20 protein-coding genes and 2 pseudogenes are annotated in these 21,517 nt (G+C 71.0%); 13 read left to right on the forward strand and 9 right to left on the reverse strand.

Annotation, left to right across the window (positions count from 1 at the left end; all coding sequences use genetic code 11):
* The first annotated feature begins 47 nt into the window (after window positions 1-47).
* Both V1460_RS03640 and purU read left to right on the forward strand, forming a co-directional pair.
* Window positions 48-494 carry an SCO4402 family protein gene (locus tag V1460_RS03640; protein WP_338677880.1) on the forward strand — a complete coding sequence of 149 codons (447 nt, stop codon included), beginning with the start codon at window positions 48-50 and terminating at the stop codon, window positions 492-494.
* Window positions 495-567: 73 nt separating this feature from the next.
* On the forward strand, window positions 568-1,419 hold the full coding sequence (gene purU / locus V1460_RS03645; protein WP_338672087.1) for a formyltetrahydrofolate deformylase: 852 nt from the start codon (window positions 568-570) through the stop codon (window positions 1,417-1,419).
* 51 nt (window positions 1,420-1,470) lie between these two features.
* Here purU and V1460_RS03650 read toward each other — a convergent pair whose 3' ends face one another.
* Window positions 1,471-2,766 carry a maleylpyruvate isomerase N-terminal domain-containing protein gene (locus V1460_RS03650; protein WP_338672089.1) on the reverse strand — a complete coding sequence of 432 codons (1,296 nt, stop codon included), beginning with the start codon at window positions 2,764-2,766 and terminating at the stop codon, window positions 1,471-1,473.
* On the reverse strand, window positions 2,763-3,368 hold the full coding sequence (locus tag V1460_RS03655; RefSeq protein WP_338672090.1) for a sigma-70 family RNA polymerase sigma factor: 606 nt from the start codon (window positions 3,366-3,368) through the stop codon (window positions 2,763-2,765). Before V1460_RS03655 ends, V1460_RS03650 begins: the two co-directional genes overlap by 4 nt.
* Window positions 3,369-3,578: 210 nt before the next feature.
* On the opposite strand from V1460_RS03655, the gene V1460_RS03660 reads away from it, so the two are divergent.
* Both V1460_RS03660 and V1460_RS03665 read left to right on the forward strand, forming a co-directional pair.
* Complete coding sequence (locus V1460_RS03660) at window positions 3,579-3,980, forward strand: STAS domain-containing protein (RefSeq protein WP_338672091.1); 402 nt, start codon at window positions 3,579-3,581, stop codon at window positions 3,978-3,980.
* 110 nt (window positions 3,981-4,090) lie between these two features.
* Entirely contained in the window at window positions 4,091-4,603 is a 513-nt protein-coding gene (locus V1460_RS03665) for an EF-hand domain-containing protein (protein WP_338672092.1), read from the forward strand.
* Between the two features lie 82 nt (window positions 4,604-4,685).
* Here V1460_RS03665 and V1460_RS03670 read toward each other — a convergent pair whose 3' ends face one another.
* Window positions 4,686-6,230 (reverse strand): AMP-binding protein, encoded by a 1,545-nt coding sequence (locus tag V1460_RS03670; protein WP_338672093.1) that lies wholly within the window; start codon window positions 6,228-6,230, stop codon window positions 4,686-4,688.
* A 143-nt stretch (window positions 6,231-6,373) separates the two neighbouring features.
* Between V1460_RS03670 and V1460_RS03675 the strand changes: the two genes are divergently transcribed.
* From V1460_RS03675 to V1460_RS03685, 3 genes are all read left to right on the forward strand, one after another.
* Window positions 6,374-7,507 (forward strand): acyl-CoA dehydrogenase family protein, encoded by a 1,134-nt coding sequence (locus tag V1460_RS03675; protein WP_338672094.1) that lies wholly within the window; start codon window positions 6,374-6,376, stop codon window positions 7,505-7,507.
* Between the two features lie 5 nt (window positions 7,508-7,512).
* Entirely contained in the window at window positions 7,513-8,445 is a 933-nt protein-coding gene (locus tag V1460_RS03680) for an acyl-CoA dehydrogenase family protein (RefSeq protein ID WP_338672095.1), read from the forward strand.
* Between the two features lie 407 nt (window positions 8,446-8,852).
* Complete coding sequence (locus tag V1460_RS03685; protein ID WP_338672096.1) at window positions 8,853-9,434, forward strand: ATP-binding protein; 582 nt, start codon at window positions 8,853-8,855, stop codon at window positions 9,432-9,434.
* Window positions 9,435-9,687: 253 nt separating this feature from the next.
* Here the strand turns inward: V1460_RS03685 and V1460_RS03690 are convergent, their stop codons facing one another.
* Window positions 9,688-10,632: a cyclase family protein gene (locus V1460_RS03690; RefSeq protein ID WP_338672097.1), complete on the reverse strand. Its 945-nt coding sequence runs from the start codon at window positions 10,630-10,632 to the stop codon at window positions 9,688-9,690.
* Between the two features lie 108 nt (window positions 10,633-10,740).
* Between V1460_RS03690 and V1460_RS03695 the strand changes: the two genes are divergently transcribed.
* The 3 genes from V1460_RS03695 to V1460_RS03705 are packed head-to-tail and all read left to right on the forward strand — an operon-like array spanning window position 10,741 to window position 13,880.
* Window positions 10,741-11,646: an SDR family oxidoreductase gene (locus tag V1460_RS03695; RefSeq protein WP_338672098.1), complete on the forward strand. Its 906-nt coding sequence runs from the start codon at window positions 10,741-10,743 to the stop codon at window positions 11,644-11,646.
* Between the two features lie 9 nt (window positions 11,647-11,655).
* Window positions 11,656-12,834: an acyl-CoA dehydrogenase family protein gene (locus V1460_RS03700; protein ID WP_338672099.1), complete on the forward strand. Its 1,179-nt coding sequence runs from the start codon at window positions 11,656-11,658 to the stop codon at window positions 12,832-12,834.
* Complete coding sequence (locus V1460_RS03705; protein WP_338672100.1) at window positions 12,831-13,880, forward strand: Zn-dependent alcohol dehydrogenase; 1,050 nt, start codon at window positions 12,831-12,833, stop codon at window positions 13,878-13,880. Before V1460_RS03700 ends, V1460_RS03705 begins: the two co-directional genes overlap by 4 nt.
* On the opposite strand, the pseudogene V1460_RS03710 reads toward V1460_RS03705, so the two are convergent.
* A pseudogene (locus V1460_RS03710) lies at window positions 13,802-14,155 on the reverse strand (helix-turn-helix domain-containing protein); the annotation flags it as partial. The gene V1460_RS03705 and the pseudogene V1460_RS03710 overlap by 79 nt on opposite strands.
* A gap of 2 nt (window positions 14,156-14,157) precedes the next feature.
* On the opposite strand from V1460_RS03710, the pseudogene V1460_RS03715 reads away from it, so the two are divergent.
* A pseudogene (locus V1460_RS03715) lies at window positions 14,158-14,383 on the forward strand (MFS transporter); the annotation flags it as partial.
* A gap of 1 nt (window position 14,384) precedes the next feature.
* On the opposite strand, the gene V1460_RS03720 reads toward V1460_RS03715, so the two are convergent.
* On the reverse strand, window positions 14,385-14,999 hold the full coding sequence (locus tag V1460_RS03720) for a flavin reductase family protein (RefSeq protein WP_338677881.1): 615 nt from the start codon (window positions 14,997-14,999) through the stop codon (window positions 14,385-14,387).
* Between the two features lie 217 nt (window positions 15,000-15,216).
* Between V1460_RS03720 and V1460_RS03725 the strand changes: the two genes are divergently transcribed.
* Both V1460_RS03725 and V1460_RS03730 read left to right on the forward strand, forming a co-directional pair.
* Window positions 15,217-15,855 carry a phosphoribosylanthranilate isomerase gene (locus V1460_RS03725; RefSeq protein ID WP_338672101.1) on the forward strand — a complete coding sequence of 213 codons (639 nt, stop codon included), beginning with the start codon at window positions 15,217-15,219 and terminating at the stop codon, window positions 15,853-15,855.
* Window positions 15,856-16,031: 176 nt separating this feature from the next.
* Window positions 16,032-16,799 (forward strand): NPP1 family protein, encoded by a 768-nt coding sequence (locus V1460_RS03730; RefSeq protein ID WP_338672102.1) that lies wholly within the window; start codon window positions 16,032-16,034, stop codon window positions 16,797-16,799.
* Between the two features lie 279 nt (window positions 16,800-17,078).
* On the opposite strand, the gene V1460_RS03735 is transcribed toward V1460_RS03730, so the two are convergent.
* The 3 genes from V1460_RS03735 to V1460_RS03745 all read right to left on the reverse strand — a co-directional run bounded on the left by V1460_RS03735 (window position 17,079) and on the right by V1460_RS03745 (window position 21,486).
* Window positions 17,079-17,885, reverse strand: a complete 807-nt coding sequence (locus tag V1460_RS03735) for an enoyl-CoA hydratase-related protein (protein WP_338672103.1) — start codon at window positions 17,883-17,885, stop codon at window positions 17,079-17,081.
* Entirely contained in the window at window positions 17,882-20,104 is a 2,223-nt protein-coding gene (locus tag V1460_RS03740) for an acetate--CoA ligase family protein (protein WP_338672104.1), read from the reverse strand. Before V1460_RS03740 ends, V1460_RS03735 begins: the two co-directional genes overlap by 4 nt.
* Window positions 20,105-20,223: 119 nt before the next feature.
* On the reverse strand, window positions 20,224-21,486 hold the full coding sequence (locus tag V1460_RS03745) for an NAD(P)/FAD-dependent oxidoreductase (RefSeq protein ID WP_338672105.1): 1,263 nt from the start codon (window positions 21,484-21,486) through the stop codon (window positions 20,224-20,226).
* Window positions 21,487-21,517 lie beyond the last annotated feature (31 nt).

The raw sequence follows: 21,517 nt of genomic DNA on the forward strand, positions 1-21,517 counted from the left end.
GGTGAACGTCAATGAACTCTTCCCGTCGCGGCCGTCGCTCCCCCACCATGGGCGACATGCCGCTCAATGACATGCCCTGGTGGCGCTGGCGCAGCAATGTGCGCTCGGCGCTGCACATGCTTTCCGATCCCACCTTCCACCAGGACGTCTGGTTGGCAGGTCACGAGGGGTACGGAGACGTCACCGACGCCGTGTACCGCCTGGTCGAGGACACCTGGCTGGACAACTGGTCCGCCGAGAAGTACGTCGGAACGATCTTCCGGGACTCCGGAGAGGCCGCTCTGGTCGATGTCGCCGTGCTGCGGGTGCTGCGGATCATGCACCAGGTGGGCGCGGACGCCCCGGTTTCCGCGTACATCGAGCACCACGGCTGGCCGGAGGCGGTACGGGCCGCGCGCGAGGCGCACATACGGCTCGCGGTCAACGACGGCGAGGACCCGGACACGCCTCCGCGCACGCTGGAAGTGCTGCGCATCATGACGCGCTCCGCCTGACGGCTCCCGGCGACGCGGTCCGTCTGACGGACACGGCGCCGTCGGCACCCTTGGGGTGTGGCAGGCTACGAGGATGACCGATCAGTACGTCCTGACGCTCTCGTGCCCCGACAAAAAGGGCATCGTGCACGCCGTCTCCAGCTACCTCTTCATCACCGGCTGCAACATCGAGGACAGTCGGCAGTTCGGAGACCGGGACACGGGTCTGTTCTTCATGCGGGTCCACTTCGCCGCCGAGGCTCCGGTGACGGTGGAGAAGCTGCGAGCCAGCTTCGCCGCCGTGGGGGACTCGTTCCAGATGGACTGGGAGATCCACCGCGCTGACGAGCGCATGCGGGTGGTGCTGATGGTCAGCAAATTCGGGCACTGCCTGAATGATCTGCTCTTCCGGTCCAGGATCGGTGCGCTGCCGGTCGACATCGCGGCCGTGGTGTCCAACCACACCGATTTCGCCGAGCTCGTGGCCTCGTACGACATCCCGTTCCGCCACATCCCGGTGACCAGGGAGACCAAGGCGGCGGCGGAGGCCGAGCTGCTGGAGCTGGTGCGGTCCGAGAGCGTGGAGCTGGTCGTGCTCGCCCGCTATATGCAGGTGCTGTCCGACGACCTGTGCAAGCAGCTCAGCGGCCGGATCATCAACATCCACCACTCCTTCCTTCCGAGCTTCAAGGGCGCCAAGCCGTACCACCAGGCGCATGAGCGGGGCGTCAAGCTGATCGGGGCGACCGCGCACTACGTGACGGCGGATCTGGACGAGGGCCCGATCATCGAGCAGGAAGTCGAACGGGTCGGCCACGAGGTGACTCCGGAGCAGCTGGTGGCCGTCGGGCGCGATGTGGAGTGCCAGGCGCTGGCGCGCGCGGTGAAGTGGCACGCCGAACACCGCATCCTGCTCAACGGCCGCCGCACGGTGGTCTTCGCTTGAGGGCCTTTCGTTCGGATCACGCCTGATCAGAACGAAAGGCCCTGGCCCGTCTCACAGCCGGGACAGCGACGCCGCTGCGAACAGCACGTCCTGGATCGCCTCGCGGTCCCCGTCCTGGCCCACCGCGACCTCCGCGGGCGGTACATGCCCCGCCACGAGCTGGCAGAACTCGACGGCGTCCAAGGCGATCTGGGCCACGGACTGCTCCGGGTCGCCGATCGCGCCCGGGGAGTCCAGCGGGATGTGCCAGTGGCCGCCGCCCGCGCCCTCGACCTCCAGATGCAGGGAGCGGCCCGGAGAGCCCGCCGTGACCAGGCGGCGGGCGGGCCCGGCGAGCCCCGCGCGGCGCCTGGCGGCGAGCGCGGCCGGGAGCTGGCGTACGGCAAGTTCGATCATGTGGTGCAGATGTGGGCCGCTCGGCGGGGCGTACGGGTAATGGACCGCCTGGGCGATGTCGTCGGCGTGCACCCAGCACTCGAACGCGCGGTCGAGCAGTGCGTCGCGTAGTGGAAGCGTGAAGTCCCCGTACGGTACCGACAGCTCCGCGACCCCCCGCCCCGCGAACGACACCGTACGCACCAGGGTGTGGGCCTGATCACGCCAGGACGCGCGGACCTCCCGGGCGGCCGGGATCTGCGCGGAGTGCCAGAACCGATCAGTGCGTTCCGCGGGGGAGTGGGGGATGTGTGCCGAGTGCGGATCCGGCGGTGCCCCGCTCGTCGTGTACGGAGCCACCGGGTCGTCGAGACCGAGCGCCGACGCCACCAACCCGTCCACGGACAGCAGGTGGCCGATCACCCCGGCGACGGTGGTCCCGCGGCTCACCGGCTCGAGGCCGTCGAACCACTTCAACCGCAGGGGTGTGTCCCAGTCCGCGTCGCCGAAGTCGCGCAGCAGCGCGTCGAGACGCGCGGTCTCCGCGTCGTACGGGGCCGCCCAGGTGGGCACCGGGATCCGCGCGGCACGGCGGCCCAGGCAGTTCTCCAGCACGCGGGAGCGCAGCAGCGGATCGAGGTCCAGCTCGACGTCGTTGTGCAGCAGCCCGACCGCGTCGCGCAGCCGCAGTGCCTCGTCCGCGCAGGGCGCGCACTCCGTGAGGTGCGCGTCGACCGCGGCGCTCTCCTCGGCGGAGCAGGCCGCCAGTGCCCAGGCGCCGAGCAGGGACTTCAGCACGTTGTGCGGCAGTTGGGGCACGGTCACGGAAGTGACCGGACTCACCGGTGGCGGCAGGACGGGTGGCGGATCGAGGTCGTCCCCCGCCGCCCGCGGACCAGGGATGCGCGGCACGGCGCCCGGTCCGTCATCGGACCCGCCGGGGCCTCGGCCGCCGCCGAGCGGGCCGGTCACCGGGTACGTCCGCGACCGGGCTGTGGGCCGGGGGGCGACGAGCCGCCGGGGAGCGGGCGGGTGTGCGCCGTGGACAGCAGTTGCAGCCCCAGCCTCAACCTCCGGCGTGCCTCGTCCGCCGAGATGTCGAGGTCCGAAGCGGCCTGCCGGTAGTCGCGCCGCTCGCGGTAGGCCAGCTGGAGCGCGGCTCGCAGGGAGGAGGGCATCGACGTCACGATGTAGTCGGCCCGTGCGGCGACCGACGCGCGGCGCACCCTTTCCTCCAGGTCTTCCAACTCGTCGGCTGAGCCGCCGCCGTTGCCGGCATGGGCCGCGGCCTCCTGTTGCCGCAGCCGGTGCACGGCCTGCTTGTGGGTGAGCCTGGCCACCCAGGAGCGCATGGAGCCCTGCTTGGGGTCGTAGGCGTCCGGGTTCTCCCAGACATAGCCGAAGACCTCGCGGGTGATCTGGTCCGCCGCCTCGTTGTCGTCCAGCACCCGGTGGGCCAGGTTGTGCACGAGCGAGGCGAACCGGTCGTACAGCTCGCCGAGCGCGGCTGCCTCGCCGCGTGCCAGCCGCTGCTGCATCTTGCGGTCCCAGCGGGGTGGTGTGTCTTTGGCCATCCGGCGCCCCAACCTCCGCCCGTTATGGACTAATCAGGCATTCCGGGATATTCCAGAATGCTACTCGCCAGTCGTCCTCGCTGCTTCGAATGTAGTGGGCCGCATCACGGCACCACGCGTCTTTGCGGCAAGTCCGCCCCCGCGGGTTTGGCCCCGTGGCGGCTGGGAAGCGGCGTCTGGAAGGCGAACCTCCGGATCGCGGGATGTGTGATGATCGAGGTCGAAGTCGAGGAATTCCAGGGAATCGCACACGGTCCGTGGACCGTGCTGCGCATGCAGGGTGAGCTCGACCTGGTCAGTTCACCCGTGGTCCGCCGCCATGTGCACGAGGCGGTGGCCCGGGGCCGCCGTGATGTGGTGCTCGATCTGTCCGGTGTGGTGTTCTGTGACTCCAGCGGGGTCGGCGTGCTGATCGCGGCTCGCCGCCTCCTGCGCTCCTGCCGTGGCCGACTGCGTCTCATCCTCCCCGCCGGGGGCGCGGAAAACGCCGCCGGGGTCCAGGGCGCGCATGTGAACAGAGTGCTCGCGGCGCTCGGTGTGCGTCGGCTCTTCGAGGTGTACGAGAGTGCCCTGGCGGCTGTGGACGACGAGGCGGAACCGCTCTCGGCCTAAGCGGGGAGGCGGGTGTCGGGGCCGCCCCGATTGTCGTCGTATCGTCTCAGCATCGCCGCAGGTCGGTGGAAGATGAGCGCGACCGGCCCGGAACGTCGTAGTCTCCCCGCATGGACAGCGCAGAATACGAGCGGAAGGTCGCCCACCGGTTCGCCGAGTTCGACCAGGACGGCAACGGCTACATCGACAGGGCGGACTTCAACCAGGCGGCCAAGGCGATCCTCGCCGAGTTCGGCACGACGGCACGCTCGGAGAAGGGGCAGGCCCTCTACTCGGGCGCCGAGGCGTTCTGGCAGGGCATGGCGGGCATCGCCGACGTGGACGGTGACCAGCGGGTCACCCGTGAGGAGTTCATCACCGGCGCGGTGAAGCGGCTCCGCGACAACCCGCACCGCTTCGCCGAGATCGCGCGGCCCTTCCTCCACGCCCTGATCGGCATCGCCGACCAGGACGGCACGGGGGTCACCCTGGACAGCGCCGAGCGGGTGCTCCGCGTCCTGGGTGTCGACCAGGAGCGGTGCGCCCTGGTGGCCGCGGCACTGGACGCGGACGGCGACGGCAGGATCAGCGAGGATCAGATCCTGGAGGCGTTCGCCGCCTATTACGTCACGCCCGAGCCGTAGACAGCGGCACGCGGCGGCCGATGATCCGAGCGGCCTGCGAAGCCCCGCCGTCTCGACGGGGCTTCAGGCGCACGAGCGGTGTTCAGCCGCCGCCGTACAGACGAAACGCGGCGTCCCCCGTGTCCCCGCCGAAGCGTTCGCGGAGCTTGTACTTGAGCACCTTCCGCAGCGTCTCGTTGCGCGGCAGCGCCGCCACCACCTCCAGCTGCTCCGGCAACTTGTGCGCGGAGAGCCCCGCGTCGCGCAGATACGCCGTGACCTCGGCGAGGGTCAACCGAGCCGCCCCGTCGGGCTGTTCGAGCACCGCGCAGACGCGTTCGCCGCGTTCGGGGTCGGGCAGGCCGATCACCGCGGCGTCCCCGACGGCCGGATGGGTGTGGAGGAGGTCCTCGATCTCCTTGGCGGAGATGTTCTCCCCCTTGCGGATGATCACGTCCTTCAGGCGGCCGGTGAGCACCAGGTGGCCCGACTCGGTGAGACGGCCGAGGTCCCCGGTGCGCAGGAAGCCGTCGGCGTCGAAGACGGCAGCCGTCTGCCCGGAGTCCAGGTAGCCCTGGCAGACCGCCTCTCCGCGCAGCCGGACCTCACCGTCCACGATCCGGATCTCCATGCCCTCGGGAGGTCTGCCCTCCGTGGTGGCCAGTTGCTCGGGGGTGTCGTCCGGGGCGCCCATGGTGATCATCGGGACTTCGGTCATGCCGTAGCCGTGGGTGAGCTGGACGCCCATCTCGCGGACCACGGAGTGGTACAGCTCGGGCGGCTTGGGGGCGCCGCCGCCCGCCAGCAGGCGCAGGGTCGGGATCAGCGGCTCGCCCGGTTGTTTGCGCTGCTCGGTCAGGAACATCGAGTAGAAGGCGGTGGAGCCGCCCGCCGTCGTGACCCCGTGCTTGCGGTAGCTCTCCAGGGCGTCCGGCAGCGCGAACTGCTCGAAGAGCACGGCGGGAAAGCCGTACAGCAGCAGCATCACCAGGTAGTCGGCACCGCCGATGTGCGCGAAGGGGAACGCGATCGAGCCGACGTCATGGGCTGTCAGCCCCAGTGCGTGGGCCAGGCAGGAGCCACCGGCGATCAGGGAGCGGTCGGTGTGCAGTACGCCCTTCGGGTCCGATGTGGTTCCTGAGGTCCAGTAGATCCAGCGCACGTCCGTGCCATCGCCGGGCGGCGGGGGCAGTACGGAGGGGTCGCCGTCGGGGAGCGAGCCCGGCTCGTACACGTCGAGGACGCCGCGCGCGCCCAGCCGCCTGGCCATCGCGGTGTGGTCGAAGCCGCGCCACTCGCCGGGTACGGCGAAGAAGTCGGCCTTCGACGCGCTGAGGGCGAAGCCCACCTCGCGGTCCCGGTAGAAGGGGATGACGGGGGACTGCACGGCGCCGATCCGGGCCAGCGCCCCGGACAGCAGCACGCTCTCGATCCTGGTCGGCAGCTGCCAGGCGACGACCGTGCCCGGGCGTACGCCGAGCCCGTACAGCCCGGCCGCAACCCGCTCGCAGCCTTCACGCAGCTCGCCGAAGGTCAGTCGCCGGTCGTCCTGGATCAGTACCGGGCGGTCCGGGGTCAGTGAGGCGCGTCGGTCGATCAGCTCCCAGAGGGTACGGGAGCCGCTCAGGGCGTGGGCGGTGGCGTTCACGTGCGTGGCCTCCCGGTTCGGCACATAGCTGATGGTCAGTCAGATCATGTGCAGAGCGTAGGGGTGCCCGCCTTGCCGGTCCAGAGGGAGGCGGGTAGCCTGCTGGCAATCATCTGACGGTATGTCAGAAGTGGAGGCCCGCGGTGGACCTGGCGTACACGGACGAGGAAGAGGCGTTCCGGGCCGCGCTGCGCGACTGGCTGTCCGTCGTGCTGCCGAAGCTGCCGCCGAAGCCCCCGCCCGATGACTGGCCGGCGCGGCGGGCCTACGACACCGGCTGGCAGCGCGCACTCCACGACGCAGGCTACGGGGACGTGCACTGGGGCGCCTCCCCGACCAAGCGCCTGATCTTCCTGGAGGAGACGGAGAAGGCCGGGGCGCCCTACGTCGGCGCGGGCTTCGTCGGGCTGCTGCACGCCGGGCCGACCATCGCCGCCGAGGGCACCCCCGCACAGCGCGAGCGCTGGCTGCCGCCTATCCTGCGCGGCGACGAGATCTGGTGCCAGGGCTTCAGTGAACCCGACGCAGGTTCCGACCTTGCCTCGCTGCGCACCAGGGCGGTACGCGACGGCGACTGCTACGTCGTGACCGGTTCGAAGATCTGGACCTCGCACGCCGAAGTCGCCGACTGGTGCGAACTGCTCGTCCGCACCGACCCCGATGTCCCCAAGCACCGGGGCATCAGCTGGCTGGCCATGGCGATGGACGCACCCGGAATCACCGTGCGCCCGCTGCGCACCCTGGCCGGGTCCACCGAGTTCGCCGAGGTCTTCCTGGACGAGGTGCGGGTGCCGGTGGGCAACAGAGTGGGCGAGGAGAACGACGGCTGGCGGGTCACCATGGTCACCCTGTCCTTCGAACGGGGCACCGCCTTCGTCGGCGAGGTCGTCGCCTGCCGCCGCACCCTCGGTGAACTGGCCAGGACCGCCCGCGCGAACGGCCGCTGGGACGACTCGGTACTGCGCCGCCGACTCGGGCGGCTGTCGGCGGAGTTCGGTGCCCTGTGGCGGCTCATCCAGTGGAACGTCAGCGAGGGGGAGCGTGGCGGGGGTCCACCGGGGCCGGGCGGCTCCGTGTTCAAGCTGCGCTACTCGCAGGCTCGCCAGGAGCTGTACGACACGGCCGCCGAGGTGCTCGGGCCCGATGCGCTCGACGTGTCCCGGGAGTGGACCCTGGACCGGCTCTCCTCGCTCTCGTACACCATCGCCGCCGGCACGTCGCAGATCCAGCAGAACATCGTCGCCGAGCGGATACTCGGCTTGCCGAAGGGGGGCTGAGGGGTGTGCGCTTCCGACTGAGCGAAGACCAGCGTTCCTTGCGCCGGGGGGTGCGGGAGCTGCTGGCGGCCCGCTTCGACCGGGACGCCCTGCGTACCGCCGTGGACCAACCCGGTGAGACGCCGTCCAGTCCCCGGCTGGACCGGGGGCTGTGGCGGGACCTCGGCGACGCGGGGTTCTTCGCGCTGCGGCTGCCAGAGGAGGCGGGCGGGGTGGGCCTCGGACTCCCGGAGGCGGTGCTGGTGTTCGAGGAGGCCGGGCGGATGCTCCTGCCGGGTCCCCTGGTCGCGACCCATCTCGCGGCCGGTGTGGTGACCGGCGCGTCCACCGGCCAGGCGGTGGTGACCATGTCGGACGGCGCGCTGGTGCCCTGGCTGGACGAGGCGGACGCGGTGCTGGACCGGACGGGTGCGATGGGGGAAGCGGCTGCGGCAGGCGCCGTACGCCTGCGGTCCGTCGATCCGCTGACACCGCTGCATCGGGTGCGCGGTGCGGCTGTGCGCGGTGTACATGACGAGACGCAAACGGATTACGTCGATTACGCGGCACTCCTCACCGCCGCCGAGCAGCTCGGCTCGGCCCTGCGTACCATCGAGCTCGCGACGCGATACGCCAAGGAGCGGGAGCAGTTCGGCAGGCCTGTCGGTAGCTTCCAGGCGGTGAAGCACCTCTGCGCGCAGATGTTCGTGCGCGCGGAACTCGCCCGCGCCGCCGTGTACGCCGCCGCGGTCACCGCCGACCCCCTGGAGATCGCCGGTGCCAAGCTGCTCGCCGACGAGGCCGCGGTGCAGGGGGCACGCGACTGCCTCCAGGTCCACGGCGGGATGGGCTTCACCTGGGAAGCCGATGTGCATCTGCACCTGAAACGCGCCTGGGTGCGTGCGCGACTGTGGCAGACGGCAGAACGTACGGAAGAGGCACTCGCGTCCGCACTGTAGCGCGCCAGGCTCCCTCTATCACACCGTAGAGCGTCACTGAGCGTTGCCGTTCGGGCGCCGATATCGGGTTGTTTCCTTCGGCGGACTCGTCACGGGCCGCAGTCGCCCCGCCCTCCGGTACGCTCCGTCGGGTGCGAGATGCGTGCTGTCGCGGGGCAGGGGCCCCGAACCTCCGGTCGGACACCAACGTGGCCACCGGGCTCGAACGCGCCGCTCGCACAGGATGTTCGACTATCCGCAGCGTGCGTCGCACAGTATGCACCACGCATACTCCTTCGCGCTGGAATATGCCCGAAGCGCTTGTTGCGGTGACTGTACGTCAACCATGCTGTCACGCAAGGAAATCACGTTCCGTGACAGCTTTCAGGCGCGAGGCGTTGTGTCCGCCGGTTCGGATGGTGTGAGCGGTGCAGGTGCTTCTGGTTCAGATGGAGGTCGGCCCCGATCCCGCGGAGGTCGGGCGGGCCCGTAGATGGGCGAGGTCGCGGCTCGCCGGATCGGGGATAGGAGACGACGAGCCGCTCGCCGAGACGCTGGTGCTGCTCATCTCGGAGCTGGTCACCAACGCCGTGGTGCACACGGGCTGCCCCGCCGTGCTGCGCATGCTGTTCGGGGCGGGCGAGTCCGCGGCGGGCACGGTACGGGTGGAGGTCGCGGACATCAGCGCCTGCCCGCCGAGTCCGCGGCGCGCGGACCGCGAGGACACCAACGGCCGCGGGCTCGAACTCGTCGACGGGCTCGCCGACCGCTGGGGCTGGCAGCCCGAGGGCTCGGGCAAGAGTATCTGGTGCGAGGTCGACCGCTGCGTGGAGCCGCCTTTGCAGTCCACTGCACCGGTGCCGCCCGTGTCCCTCGCCGGCGCTGTCCCGCCCACATCGCCCACACCGCACACACCGACCGTCGCACCCGCCCCGCCCGCCGCACGTGCCGCGCCCGCGGGTCCCACCACGATGACCACGGCGACGACCGCCCCGGCGATCCCGGCCTAGGGCGTGTTGCGAAAGTCCCTCCTGACCCGCGGCGTCTGGCACGCACGCTCGCTGCGTTGTCGGAGTCATCCAAGTACGTCCAGTACGAGGATGATCCTCCGCCTTGCGATCGCACGCACCAGACGCCGCAGGCCCCGCCCTGCGGGCGGACGGAGCTACTTTCGCAACACACCCTAGGGCGTGGAGTCCGGCCGACCCCGCCGGGGACCTCCGCCGGGGACCTCCGGCGGGGGCCTCCGGCTTCGGTCGAGCGTCAGAGCACCGCCACCGGCGCGACCGGCGTCCCCGTCCCACCGGTGATCGGTTCCGGGGTCGCCGACAGCAGGAAGGCGTATCGGCCTTCCTGCGCGCAGGTCTCCGACAGCTCCTCCAGGTTCCAGTTCTGGCCCTGGAGCATGCCCATCTCCACCAGGTCCAGGGCGTGCACCGGCAGCCAGAGGTCCTCGATCTCCGGCGGGAAGATCTCGAACGTGAGCGTGTCGTTCGCGACGGCCGCGACATCGCGGCTGTGGAACCACTCGGGTGTGCGTACCGAGAGGCCCGGCGACGGATAGGCGTAGGCGTGCTTGTCCCCGGCCAGGTACACCTGCAACTGCCCGGTCCGTACGAGCACCACGTCACCGGGCCGCACCCGCACCCGTCCGAACTCCTCCGCCTCCGCGAGGTCGTCGGGAGTGACGGCGTGGTCGCCGGGCAGCCGGTCCAGGCCCTTGGCGCGGGCGACGTCGAGCAGCACCCCGCGGGTGATCAGTGTCCGCACCTTGTCGATGCCGCTGAACCGTGCCCCGTCGTGGGCGGTGATGGTGTCGGCGGGGCGGCCGTTGTAGATCCGGCCCGAGTGCGAGACATGGGTGAGCGCGTCCCAGTGGGTCGCCGCCTGGAGCCCCATGGTCACGCAGTCGTCGCTGGTGGCCACCGTGCCGGGGCCGAACAGCTCCTGGTTGATCTGGACCATGGTGTGCAGCGGGTTCACCCGCCCCGGGATCATCCCGGTCTGCACCCCGTCCTGCCGCAGCGGCAGGGCCAGCGGCACCCGTCGGCCGCCGCGTACCTCGGCGACGGCGGCCCTCACCACCTCGTCCGAGACCAGGTTCAGCGTGCCGATCTCGTCGTCGGCGCCCCAGCGCCCCCAGTTGCTGATCCGTTTGGCGATGTCGTGGAACTCCTGCGGCAGAGACGGCTGGGTCGGCTGAGCCATCGCTCCTCCTGGGGGCGGTATAGGTCCAGGGCTCCCGGGGCTTGTGTTCGGGCGTCCGGCGCCCCATAAAATCTAACGGTCCGTCAGAAAATGCGGGAAGGGGCCGACATGGGAAACTTCTTGGCAGGCAAGACGATCGCCGTGACCGGCGCCGGGCGCGGTATCGGGCGCGCTGTCGCCCTCGCGTGCGCCGCCGAAGGAGCGCGGGTCGTCGTCAATGACCACGGGGTCTCGATCGAGGGCGGTGCCCCCACATCCGAGGTGGCCGAAGCCGTGGTCAAGGAGATCGAGGCCGCCGGGGGCCGCGCCGTGGCGGTGGCCGACGACATCGCCACCATGGCGGGCGGACAGCGCCTCGTCGACACGGCCCTGACGGAATTCGGACGTATCGACGGGGTCGTCTGCGTCGCCGGCATCCTGCGCGAACGGATGCTGTTCAACATGTCGGAGGATGAGTGGGACCCGGTCGTCGCCACCCACCTCAAGGGCACCTTCACCGTCTTCCGCGCCGCGTCCGCCGTGCTGCGCAAACAGGGCGGTGGCACCCTCATCGGCTTCACCAGCGGCAACCACCAGGGCTCGGTGGCCCAGGCCAACTACTCGGCCGCCAAGGGCGGGATCATCTCCCTCGTCCGCAGCGCCGCACTCGGTTTGCACAAGTACGGGGTGACCGCGAACGCGGTCGCGCCCGTCGCCCGTACCCGGATGTCGGCGAACGTCCCCATGGAGTTGAAGGAGATCGGCGAGCCCGAGGACGTCGCCGCGCTCGTCGTGTACCTGCTCTCCGACCGCGCCAGGGACATCACCGGGCAGGTCTACACGATCGCCGGCCCCAAGATCGCCGTCTGGGCGCAGCCTCGTGAGCTGCGCGCCGGATACGCCGAAGGCTCCTGGACTCCCGAGAAGATCGCGGACTTCCTGCCGGGGACCGTGGGCATCGACCCGATGCCCATGCTGGCGCAGTTGGAGGCCATGGCGAAGGCGGCGGCGTCCGGCGACCGCCCCAACAGCTAGGGAACGGCCATGGACTTCGCGTTCGGACCGGACGACGAGGACTTCCGGACCGAGGCTCGCCAGTGGCTGGCCGACCACCTCATCGGCCCGTACCGCACCGCGGGCGGCGGACCGGGACGGGAGCACGAGGACACGGCGGTGCGGCTCGCCTGGGAACGCGAGCTGGGCCGCCACGGCTGGATCGGGCTCGGCTGGGAGTCGGCCGACCACGGCAACCGGCGGGCCACGCTCACCCAGCAGGTCGTCTGGGCCGAGGAGTACGCCCGCGCAGGGGCGCCCGGGCGGCTCGGGCACATCGGCGAGAACCTGCTCGCCCCCACCCTGATCGCGTACGGCGACAAGGAACAGCAGGCCCGCTATCTCCCGGGCATCGCACACGGCGATGAGCTGTGGTGCCAGGGATACAGCGAACCGGGCGCGGGCTCGGACCTGGCGTCGGTCCGCACCAGCGCGACACGTGAAGGTGAGGGGCACCGGGTCAGCGGCCAGAAGACCTGGACCTCGCTCGCCAAGGACGCCGATTGGTGCTTCGTGCTGGCTCGCACCGAGCCTGGCTCTGTCCGCCATCGGGGGCTGTCCTTCCTGCTGGTGCCGATGGACCAGCCGGGCCGTATCGATGTACGGCCGATCCGGCAGATGTCCGGCACCAGCGAGTTCAACGAGGTGTTCTTCGACGGCGCCCGCGCCGTTGACGTGGTCGGCGGCGAAGGCAACGGCTGGCAGGTCGCGATGGGACTGCTCGCCCTCGAACGCGGAGTCTCGACCCTCGTACAGCAGATCGGCTTCGAGGAGGAGCTGCGCCGAGTGATCGCCCTCGCCGTGGACAGCGGCGCGGCAGTCGGTGACCCGGTGCTGTGTGAGCGGCTCGTGCGCCAGTGGGCCGAGCTGCGCACCATGCGCTGGAACGCCCTGCGCACCCTGGGCGGCGCCGGAAACGACCCCGGCGCCCCCAGCGTCGCCAAACTGCTGTGGGGCGGCTGGCACCAGCGGCTCGGCGAGCTCGCGGTGCAGGTGGGCGGCGCCGCGGCCGCCTCCGGCCCCGGCGCCTGGACGCCCGCGTACGAACTCGACGAACAGCAGCGGCTGTTCCTCTTCACCCGCGCCGACACGATCTACGGCGGCTCGGACGAGATCCAGCGCAACATCATCGCCGAGCGGGTGCTCGGCCTACCCAGGGAGCAGCGGTGAGAGGTGTCGTCTTCGACGGCCGGCGGGCAGAGGTGGCCGACGACCTGGAGATTCGGGAACCGGGCCCCGGTGAGGTGCTGGTCGCCATCGCCGCTGCCGGGCTGTGCCACAGCGATCTGTCCGTGATCGACGGCACGATCCCCTTCCCCTCGCCCGTCGTACTCGGCCACGAGGGCGCGGGCACCGTGGAGGCGGTCGGCGCGGGCGTCACACATGTCGCGCCCGGTGACCATGTGGCCCTGTCCACGCTGGCCAACTGCGGTGCCTGCGCGGCCTGCGACCAGGGGCGCCCGACGATGTGCCGCAGCTCGGTCGGCCGGCCCGGCCAGCCGTTCAGCCGCGGCGGCCGACCGCTGTACCAGTTCGCCGCCAACTCGGCCTTCGCGGAGCGCACCGTCGTCCGGGCCGTTCAGGCGGTGAAGATCCCCACGGGCATACCGCTCGCCTCGGCGGCCGTCATCGGCTGCGGTGTGCTCACCGGCGTCGGAGCCGTGCTCAACCGGGCCAGGGTCGGCATCGGCGACACGGTCGTCGTCATCGGCACCGGAGGCATCGGCCTCAACGTGCTCCAGGGCGCCCGGATCGCGGGCGCGCTCACGATCGTCGCCGTCGACACCAATCCGGCCAAGGAGAAGACCGCCCGCCACTTCGGCGCGACCCACTTCCTCACCTCCGTGGACGGAGTGCGGGAGATCCTCCCCGACGGCGCCCGGCATGTCTTCGAGTGCGTCGGGCACACGACACTGGTACGCCAGGCGATCGACCTGCTCGACCGTGGTGGCCAGGCGGTGCTGCTCGGCATGCCCGCACCGACGGCAGAGGCGGCCTTCCTGCCCGCGGCGATGTTCCTGGACAAGGCGATCCTCGGCTGCCGCTACGGTTCGTCGCGGCCGCAGCACGACATCGCGCTGTACGCCGGGCTGTACGAGGACGGGCGACTGCTGCTCGACGAGTTGGTGACGCGGACTTATCCGGTGGAGGACTTCGCGGTCGCGGTCGAGGACGCGGAGCAGGGCAGGGTGGCGCGTGGAGTGCTCACGTTCTGAGTGACCTGGTGCCGCGTCAGGCGAGATCCTCTCCGTCGCGACTCCCGGCACGTCCACCGCGTCGCTTCGGCCCGGAACGTACGCCGGTAAGCCGTCGGCGTCACTCCGAGCGAGCCCAGCAGATGCTGCCGCATCGACTGGGCGGTGCCGAGGCCCGCGTCCCGCGCCACCGGGTCCATCGGCAGATCGGTGCTCTCCGGCAGCGGCCGTGCGCGCTGCACACGCTGCCGGGTGAGCCACTGCCCAGGACTGACCCCGGCCTCTTCGCGGAAACGGCACCCTGGCCGCACTGGTCGCGGTCCCGTTCGTCTGGCTGCTGCGTGACCACCCCGCGGACGTCGGACTCCCGCCCTACGGCGCCGAGGAGTTCGTCGCCAAGCCCGCCCCGCTCCCGGGTGCCGCCCGCCGCACGCTGAGTGTGCTGTTCTCGGCCGCCCGTAGCCGTCCCTTCCGGCTGCCGGCCGGTACGTTCGCGATCTGCGGCGCGTCGACGAGCGGCCTCGCCTATGCCAGGAACCGTCCGAAGCGCCCCTGGTGGAACAGCAGCGGCTCGCCGTCTCGTTCCGCGCCCAGTGCCTCCACCCGGCCCACCACGATCAGATGGTCACCGCCCGTGTGCACGGCCTGGATCGTGCAGTCGATCCAGGCCGGCACGGAGTCCAGCCGCGGTGACCCCGTGACGGGCGCGGGACGGTGGACGACTCCGACGAACTTGTCGGCGCCACTCACCGCGAACGCCCGGCACAGTTCGCCCTGGTGCGCGCCGAGTACGTTGACGCAGAACGCTCCGGCTCGGGCGATGCGCGGCCAACTCGTGGACGTGCGGGCCACCATGAAGGCGACCAGGGGTGGATCGAGCGACAGTGACGCGAAGGACTGGCAGGCGAACCCGGCGGGTCCGCGGCCCTCGTCCGCGGTGTCGTATGCAGTGATGACGGTGACACCGCTCGCGAAGTGTCCGAGCACGCGCCGGAACTCGCCCGGGTCGACCGGCGGCCGTTCGTCCGCGCCCACCGCCCTGAGCGCGGGGCGTGGCAGAGCTGTGTGGGGCGCTGTGGCGGCCGTGGTGCCCGCGGCGGCGCCGGTGGACCTGAGGTAGCGGACGGCGGTGACCGCCATCGCTGCGTGACCCATCACGGTGTCCATTGAAACTGACGAATCGTCAGAAGTGAACCCCTGGGGGGCCTCACCACGACGCTGACCGCTGCATTCGGGTGCCACGGAGCGGCCGAAGGCGGGGGTATCGCGTCGGCCCTGCCGAGGAGTGCCGGTCCGGCGCGGCAGAATGGGCCGACGGGCGGGCGGCGGCCTCTCGCGTGCCCGACGAGGGGGGACCATGGCAGAGGTAGCGCGAACGGAAGCAGGGCGATCCTCCGTGTTCATCAAGGTGTGCGGTCTGAGGACCGAGCGGGACGTCGACACGGCCGTGGCCGCCGGGGCCGACGCGATCGGCTTTGTCTTCGCCGAGAGCGTGCGCCGTGTAGACCCGGACACCGCGCTCCGGCTCGCGCTGCGCGTACCGGAACGGATCATGACGGTCGGTGTCTTCCGTGACCAACCGCTGGACGAGGTGCGTGGGCTCATCGAGGCGACCGGGATGCGCGCCGCGCAGTTGCACGGGGACGAGGGCTCCGCGTACTACGACGCCCTGCGCCCGTCCGGGCGCACCCTGATCCGGGGCGCGGCGGTACGCGGCGACGTGCCGCGCTTCGGCGAATGCGGCGAGGACATCCTGCTGCTCGACGCGCCCGTGCCCGGCGCGGGGGAGGCCTGGGACCGGACAGGGGTGAGGCTGCCCGGGCCAGGCGAGATGTGGCTGCTCGCCGGGGGGCTCGATCCGGGCAATGTCGCTGACGCGGTGCGTTCGGCGCGGCCCTGGGGTGTGGACGTGTCCAGTGGGATCGAGATCAGCCGGGGTGTGAAGAGCCCCGAGCTGATCGAGGCGTTCATCCGCGCGGCTCGCGAAGCGGCGTAGACGTCACATCCTCGGGGCCTTCGTCGGCACGGTGGATGACGGGCTCTCCGATGCGGGTCAGGAAGATTCCCGAATATTCATCACCTACCTCTTGGCTTGTCGGCCCATCACCCTGGAGGCTGCGGTGTACACGTCAAAGTGACGTGCTCCACAACCGTGGCCTCCAGGAGGACTTGGTGCTGAAGAGCGCACGAATCCGCAGGGTTCCGCTCGTCGTCGTGGGAGCGTTCGCCCTGGTGATCGCCGTCCCGAACGTCGCTTTCGCCGCCCCGCCGCCCGCACTTCCGGCCAACGCGGACACTCTGGACCGGACGTTCCAGCCGGGATACGACTACGACACCGACGGCTGCTACGCGGTGCCCGCCATCGGCCCTGACGGATCGATCAACGGTGGTCTGAAGACCACCGGGTCCCTCAGCGGCAGTTGCCGGGACGCCTCGGATCTCGTCAACACCAACGGGTACTCGCGCTCCAAGTGCAACAACGGCTGGTGCGCCATCATGTACAGCTCCTACTTCGAGAAGGACCAGGTCGTCCCGGTCTGGGACCCGTTCGGGCACCGGCACGACTGGGAGCACGTCGTGGTCTGGGTGCAGGACAACCAGGCGAAGTACGTCGCCACCTCCGCCCACGGGGACTTCAACGTCTACCCGCGCGACAAGATCCGCTGGGAGGGTACCCACCCGAAGATCGTGTACCACAAGGACGGTCTGAGGACCCACTGCTTCCGTCCCGCCAACTCCAACGACGAGCCCCCGGAGAACCACCAGCGCACCTGGCAGTACCCGGCGCTGGTCGGCTGGAACGGCTATCCGGCGGGTCTGCGGGACAAGCTCGTCGCGGCCGACTTCGGCAGCGCGCACTTCGGGATCAAGGACGGCAGCTTCGAGAGCAACATCGCGGAGGCGAAGCCGTCGGGGATCGCGTTCGACCCCTACGCGTGACCGGTACCCGGCGCCGCGGACAGGCTTTCGGGTGTGCGCCGCGCCGTCGGGCAACCGAGGCTCGGCCCTCTCATGAGGGCCGTGTCGCCGTGTCCCGGGCCGCGGCGCGCGGTCCGCGCGGCAGCACCATCGGCCGTTCCGGTCACGGCCACCGCCCCGGCGGCGCCCCGTGGTGAGCTGCCCTCTCTGCCGCACCGCCTCCCAGCGGTGCGGCGGAGTCGTGCCGGACCGGTCCCTCTGAGAGGAGCGGACGGCGGCCGTGCTGCTTCCCGCCGGGCTCTACAGACCCCGGTATCTCGGCACTCTCCGTTCCACGAAGCTCGCGACGCCCTCGTTCGCGTCGCTCGTCGTCATGTTGATCTCCTGCGCGGCGGCCTCTGCCGCGAACGCCGCCGCACGGTCGGCGTCCAGTGAGGCGTTCACCAGCTCCTTGGTGAGCGCCAGCGCCCTGGTCGGGCCCTGAGCGAGGCGTTCGGCCCACTCACGCGCGGTCTTCTCCAAGTCGCCCGCTGCCAGCACCCTGTTGACCAGCCCCAGCCGCTGCGCGTCCGCCGCCGCCAGAGCGTCGCCGAAGAACATCAGCTCCTTCGCCCGCTGCGGACCCACCAGCCGGGGCAGCAGATACGCCCCGCCGCCGTCCGGCACCAGGCCCCGACGTACGAACACCTCGATGAAACGGGCCGATTCGGCGGCCAGCACCAGGTCGCAGGCGAACGCCAGATGCGCACCGATCCCCGCCGCCGTACCGTTCACCGCGGCGATCACCGGCTTCTCGCAGTCCAGCACCGCCGCGATGAGGCGCTGTGCGCCGCGCCGGATCGTACGGGCCACATCTCCGGGAATCCGTTCGCCCTCACTCGTGGGCGCGCCGCGCAGATCCGCGCCCGCGCAGAAACCCTTGCCCGTCGCCGTGATCACCACGGCCCGCACGCCCGGGTCGGCGGAGGCGCCGGTCAGCAGGGCGATGATCCGCTCGCGCTGGTCCCAGGTGACGGCGTTCATTGCCTCGGGCCGGTTCAGCGTGATCCAGGAGACGTTGTTCTCGGTGCGGTGCAGCACCGTTTCGGCAGCGCCGTCGGCGTTCATCGGCACACCGCCAGCGCGTCCAGCGCCACCGCGCCCTGCCCGCGCGGCAGCACCATCAGCGGGTTGACGTCCAGCTCGGTCAGATCCCCGCCCAGTTCGAGTGCCATCCGTTGGACCCGCAGCACCACCTCGACCAGCGCGTCCACATCCATGGGCGGTCCGCCCCGCACTCCGTCCAGCAGAGCCCGCCCGCGCAGCTCGGCGAGCATCGAGCGGGCCTGCTCCTCGCCGAACGGCGGTACCCGCACCGCCGAGTCCCGCAGCACCTCGACCAGGATTCCGCCCAGGCCCACCGTCACCGTCGGGCCGAACAGCTCGTCCTGGGTGACGCCGACGAACATCTCGACGCCGCGCTCGACCATCTGGCAGACCAGGATGCCATCCAGCTCGATGCCCTCGTAGCGGGCGATGTCGGTCAGCTCGCGGTAAGTGTCACGGACCTGGCTCGCCGAGGTCAGCGCGACCTTCACCAGCCCGAGCTCGGTCTTGTGCGCGAGCCGCGGCGCCGACGCCTTCAGCACCACCGGATAGCCGACCAGGCCCGCCGCCCGCACCGCGGCCGCCGCGCTGGTCACCAACTGCTCGCGCGGCACCCGTATCCCGTACGCCCGCAGCAGCTGCTTCGCCGCGTGCTCGCTGAGCCGGTGGCCCGGTCGCAGCAGTGCCTCCGCCTTGCGGAAGGAGGGGGAGAGGGAGCGGGGGGCCTCGTCGAACGGAGAGCGGTAGAACGCCGTGAAGCGGTGGTGGTCCAGATAGGCCCGCACTGCCGTGACGCAGTTGCGGAAGGTGCGGAACGTGGCCACCCGGGACGAGCCCAGCAGTGTCGTGCGGTATGCCTCCTCCGTCCCCACCGGCGAACCCCACACCACGCACACCAGCTTGTCCGTCGTCTCGGCCGCGTCCACCAGGTCCTGTGCGAGCTTGTCGCTCATCGGCGGGAACGGGCCGGTGATCGGGCAGATCAGCACCCCGACCGCCGGATCGGCGAGTATCGCGTCGATGATCTTTCGGCCGCGCCAGTCGCCGACGGGGTGGCCGCCGTTGTCCACGGGGTTGGCGACGTTCAGATACTCCGGTATCCATTGGTGCAGCTCGTCCTGCTTGGCGGGGGACAACGCCGGCATCCGAAGTCCGGCCTCCGTCGCCAGGTCCGCGAAGTGGGCTCCGGTGCCACCGGAGATCGAGTAGACGACGACACCGTCCGCACGCGGAGTGCGGGCCCTGGCCAACAGGGCTGCTGTGTCCTGGAGTTCGTCGAGGCCGTCGACACGTATCACCCCGTACTGCCGCATCGCCGCGTCCACCACCTGGTCCGCGCCCGTAAGTTTGCCGGTGTGCGAGGCGGCGGTGCGCGCGCCCGTCTCGGTTCGGCCCACCTTCACCGCCACCACCGGCACCCCGGCCCGTGCCGCCCGGTCGGCGGCGAGCAGGAAGGAGCGCCCGTCCTTGAGCCCCTCCACATAGCAGGCGATCGCGCCGACTTCGGGCCGTCCGGCGAAGTACGAGAGGAAGTCGGCGGTCTCCAGATCCGCCTCGTTGCCGGTCGGCGCCCAGTGGGAGAGCCGGATGCCGAGCTCCTGGAGGGTGAAGACCGGCCGGCCCTGGTGGCCGGACTGGGTGATCAGCGCGATCGCGGGCCCTTCGAGGTCGTCGCGGAACCTCTCGAAGGCGTTCAGGTTGGTGTTGGGGCCGAGCAGCCGCAATCCGGACCGCTCGGCGGCGGCGGCCAGCCGCCGCTGCGCGGCAGCCCCCGCCTCGCCGGTCTCCGCGAAGCCGGAAGCGAAAGCCACGGCGAACCGCACCTTCGCCTGGCCGAGTTCCTCGATCACCGGCAGCGGGTCGGCGACCAGCAGCACGGCGAGATCGACGGCCTCCGGCAGCTGCGCCACGGACGTCGCGCACGGCAGCCCGAACACGGTGCTGCGATGCGGATGCACGGGATGCAGCCGGGCGCCGACGCGTTCGGCCCAGGCGATGAGCTGGCGGGTGATCCCGGTGTTGGGCCGCCCTTCGGCGTCGGACGCGCCGATGACGGCGACCGATTCGGGCCGGAAGAACCGGTCGAGATCCGGTACGGGCGCGTACAGCGGACGCCCGCTGACATCGAGGTCGCCCTCGCTGGCGGCGGTACCGTGGACAGTGGGTCCTGGTTGCTCCCCACAAGCCACGACGCGGGCGCGCAGGTCGGTGGTGAGGCTGCCGTGGGTCGATCCAAGCATCGCTACGCCGCTCCTGCTCGTCGTCGTCCGGTAGAGCTGCCTGACGCACTGTCAGATTAGCTGAACTGGCTGCACGTCAGGAACAGTTGTGCAGCGCGGACGCGGAGCGGTCCAGCTGTTCAGTTCCGGGACCGGCGCCCGCCGTGTGCCTTCTCCGGCACCCCCGATGCCTCCGTGGCCGCCCTCGCCGCTTCCTTCGCCGAGAGGCGGCCCAGTCTCTTCGCGGTCTTCCGTGCGTCGATGCCGAGTTCGCGCAGCATCCCGCTGATCGGGTTGGTGAAGCCCGTGAAGTACAGTCCGGGCACCTCGTGCGCCGCTCGACCCCGCTTCGGGCGGCCGCCCGCCACCGGCCGTCCCCGGTCGTCCAGTACGCCCAAGTGCCCCACCAGACCCTCAAGGCCCCGCCGGTAGCCCGTCGCCGCGATCACCACGTCCGGGGTGATCCGGCTGCCGTCCGTCAGTACCACCGTGTCCCCGTCGAACGACTCAACCGCCGCGACCGGCTCCACCCGGCCCTTGCGTACGGCGTCGACGAGACCCACGTCCAGCACCGGCACGGCACCGAGCCGTGCTCGGGAGCCGAGGCCGGTGTCCGGGCGCGGCAGTCCGCGCGCCGTCAGGTCGGGCACCGCGACCCGGGACAGCGCCCGGGCGGCCAGGTCCACCAGACGGACCGGCAGCCTGCGGGACAGGATCGCGGCGCGCTGCGCGGGCCAGCCGAGTACGGAGCGGCGCACGATGTGCGGAGTGGTGCGGATGGACAGGCGTATCCGTGCGGCGTCGCCCACCGCCAGGTCGGCGGCTATCTCGGCGCCCGTGTTCCCGGCCCCGACGACCAGCACGTCCTTGCCCGTGTACGGGCCTGGCGCTCGGTACGCCGACGCGTGCAGCAACTCCCCCTGGTACGCCTCGCGACCTGGCCAGTCCGGCAGTCGCGGTGTGTGGTTGAAGCCGGTCGCCACGACGACCGCACGCCCGGTGAGTCGCCGCCCGCCGGTCGCGTGCAACACCCAGTCGGAGCCCGCGGGGTCCACGCGGGTGACCTCCACGCCCGTGATCAGCTCCAGCTCGTGGAACTCCGCGTACTCCTCCAGGTAGCGGACCAGGTCGTCCCGGGACACCCACCGGCCGAACGTACGCGGCATGGCGAGCCCCGGAAGGGACGACAGCCTCCGGGTGGTGTGCAGTCGCAGCCGGTCGTAGTGCCCGCGCCAGGAGGTTCCGACCGCCCCCGACTTCTCCAGCACGACCGCACGCACCCCGCGCTCCCGCAGCGCGGCGGCGACGGCGAGGCCGCCGGGTCCCGCGCCGATGACGTACACGGGGCGGTCGTCCGTGAAGTCGTTCGCACGGGCGAAAGCGGCGCGTATGGCATCGTTCATGAACGCCGAGCGTAATGGCCCGATCACCTGG

The sequence above is a fragment of the Streptomyces sp. SCSIO 30461 genome, from assembly GCF_037023745.1.
In the GTDB taxonomy this organism is placed as follows: Bacteria; Actinomycetota; Actinomycetes; order Streptomycetales; family Streptomycetaceae; genus Streptomyces.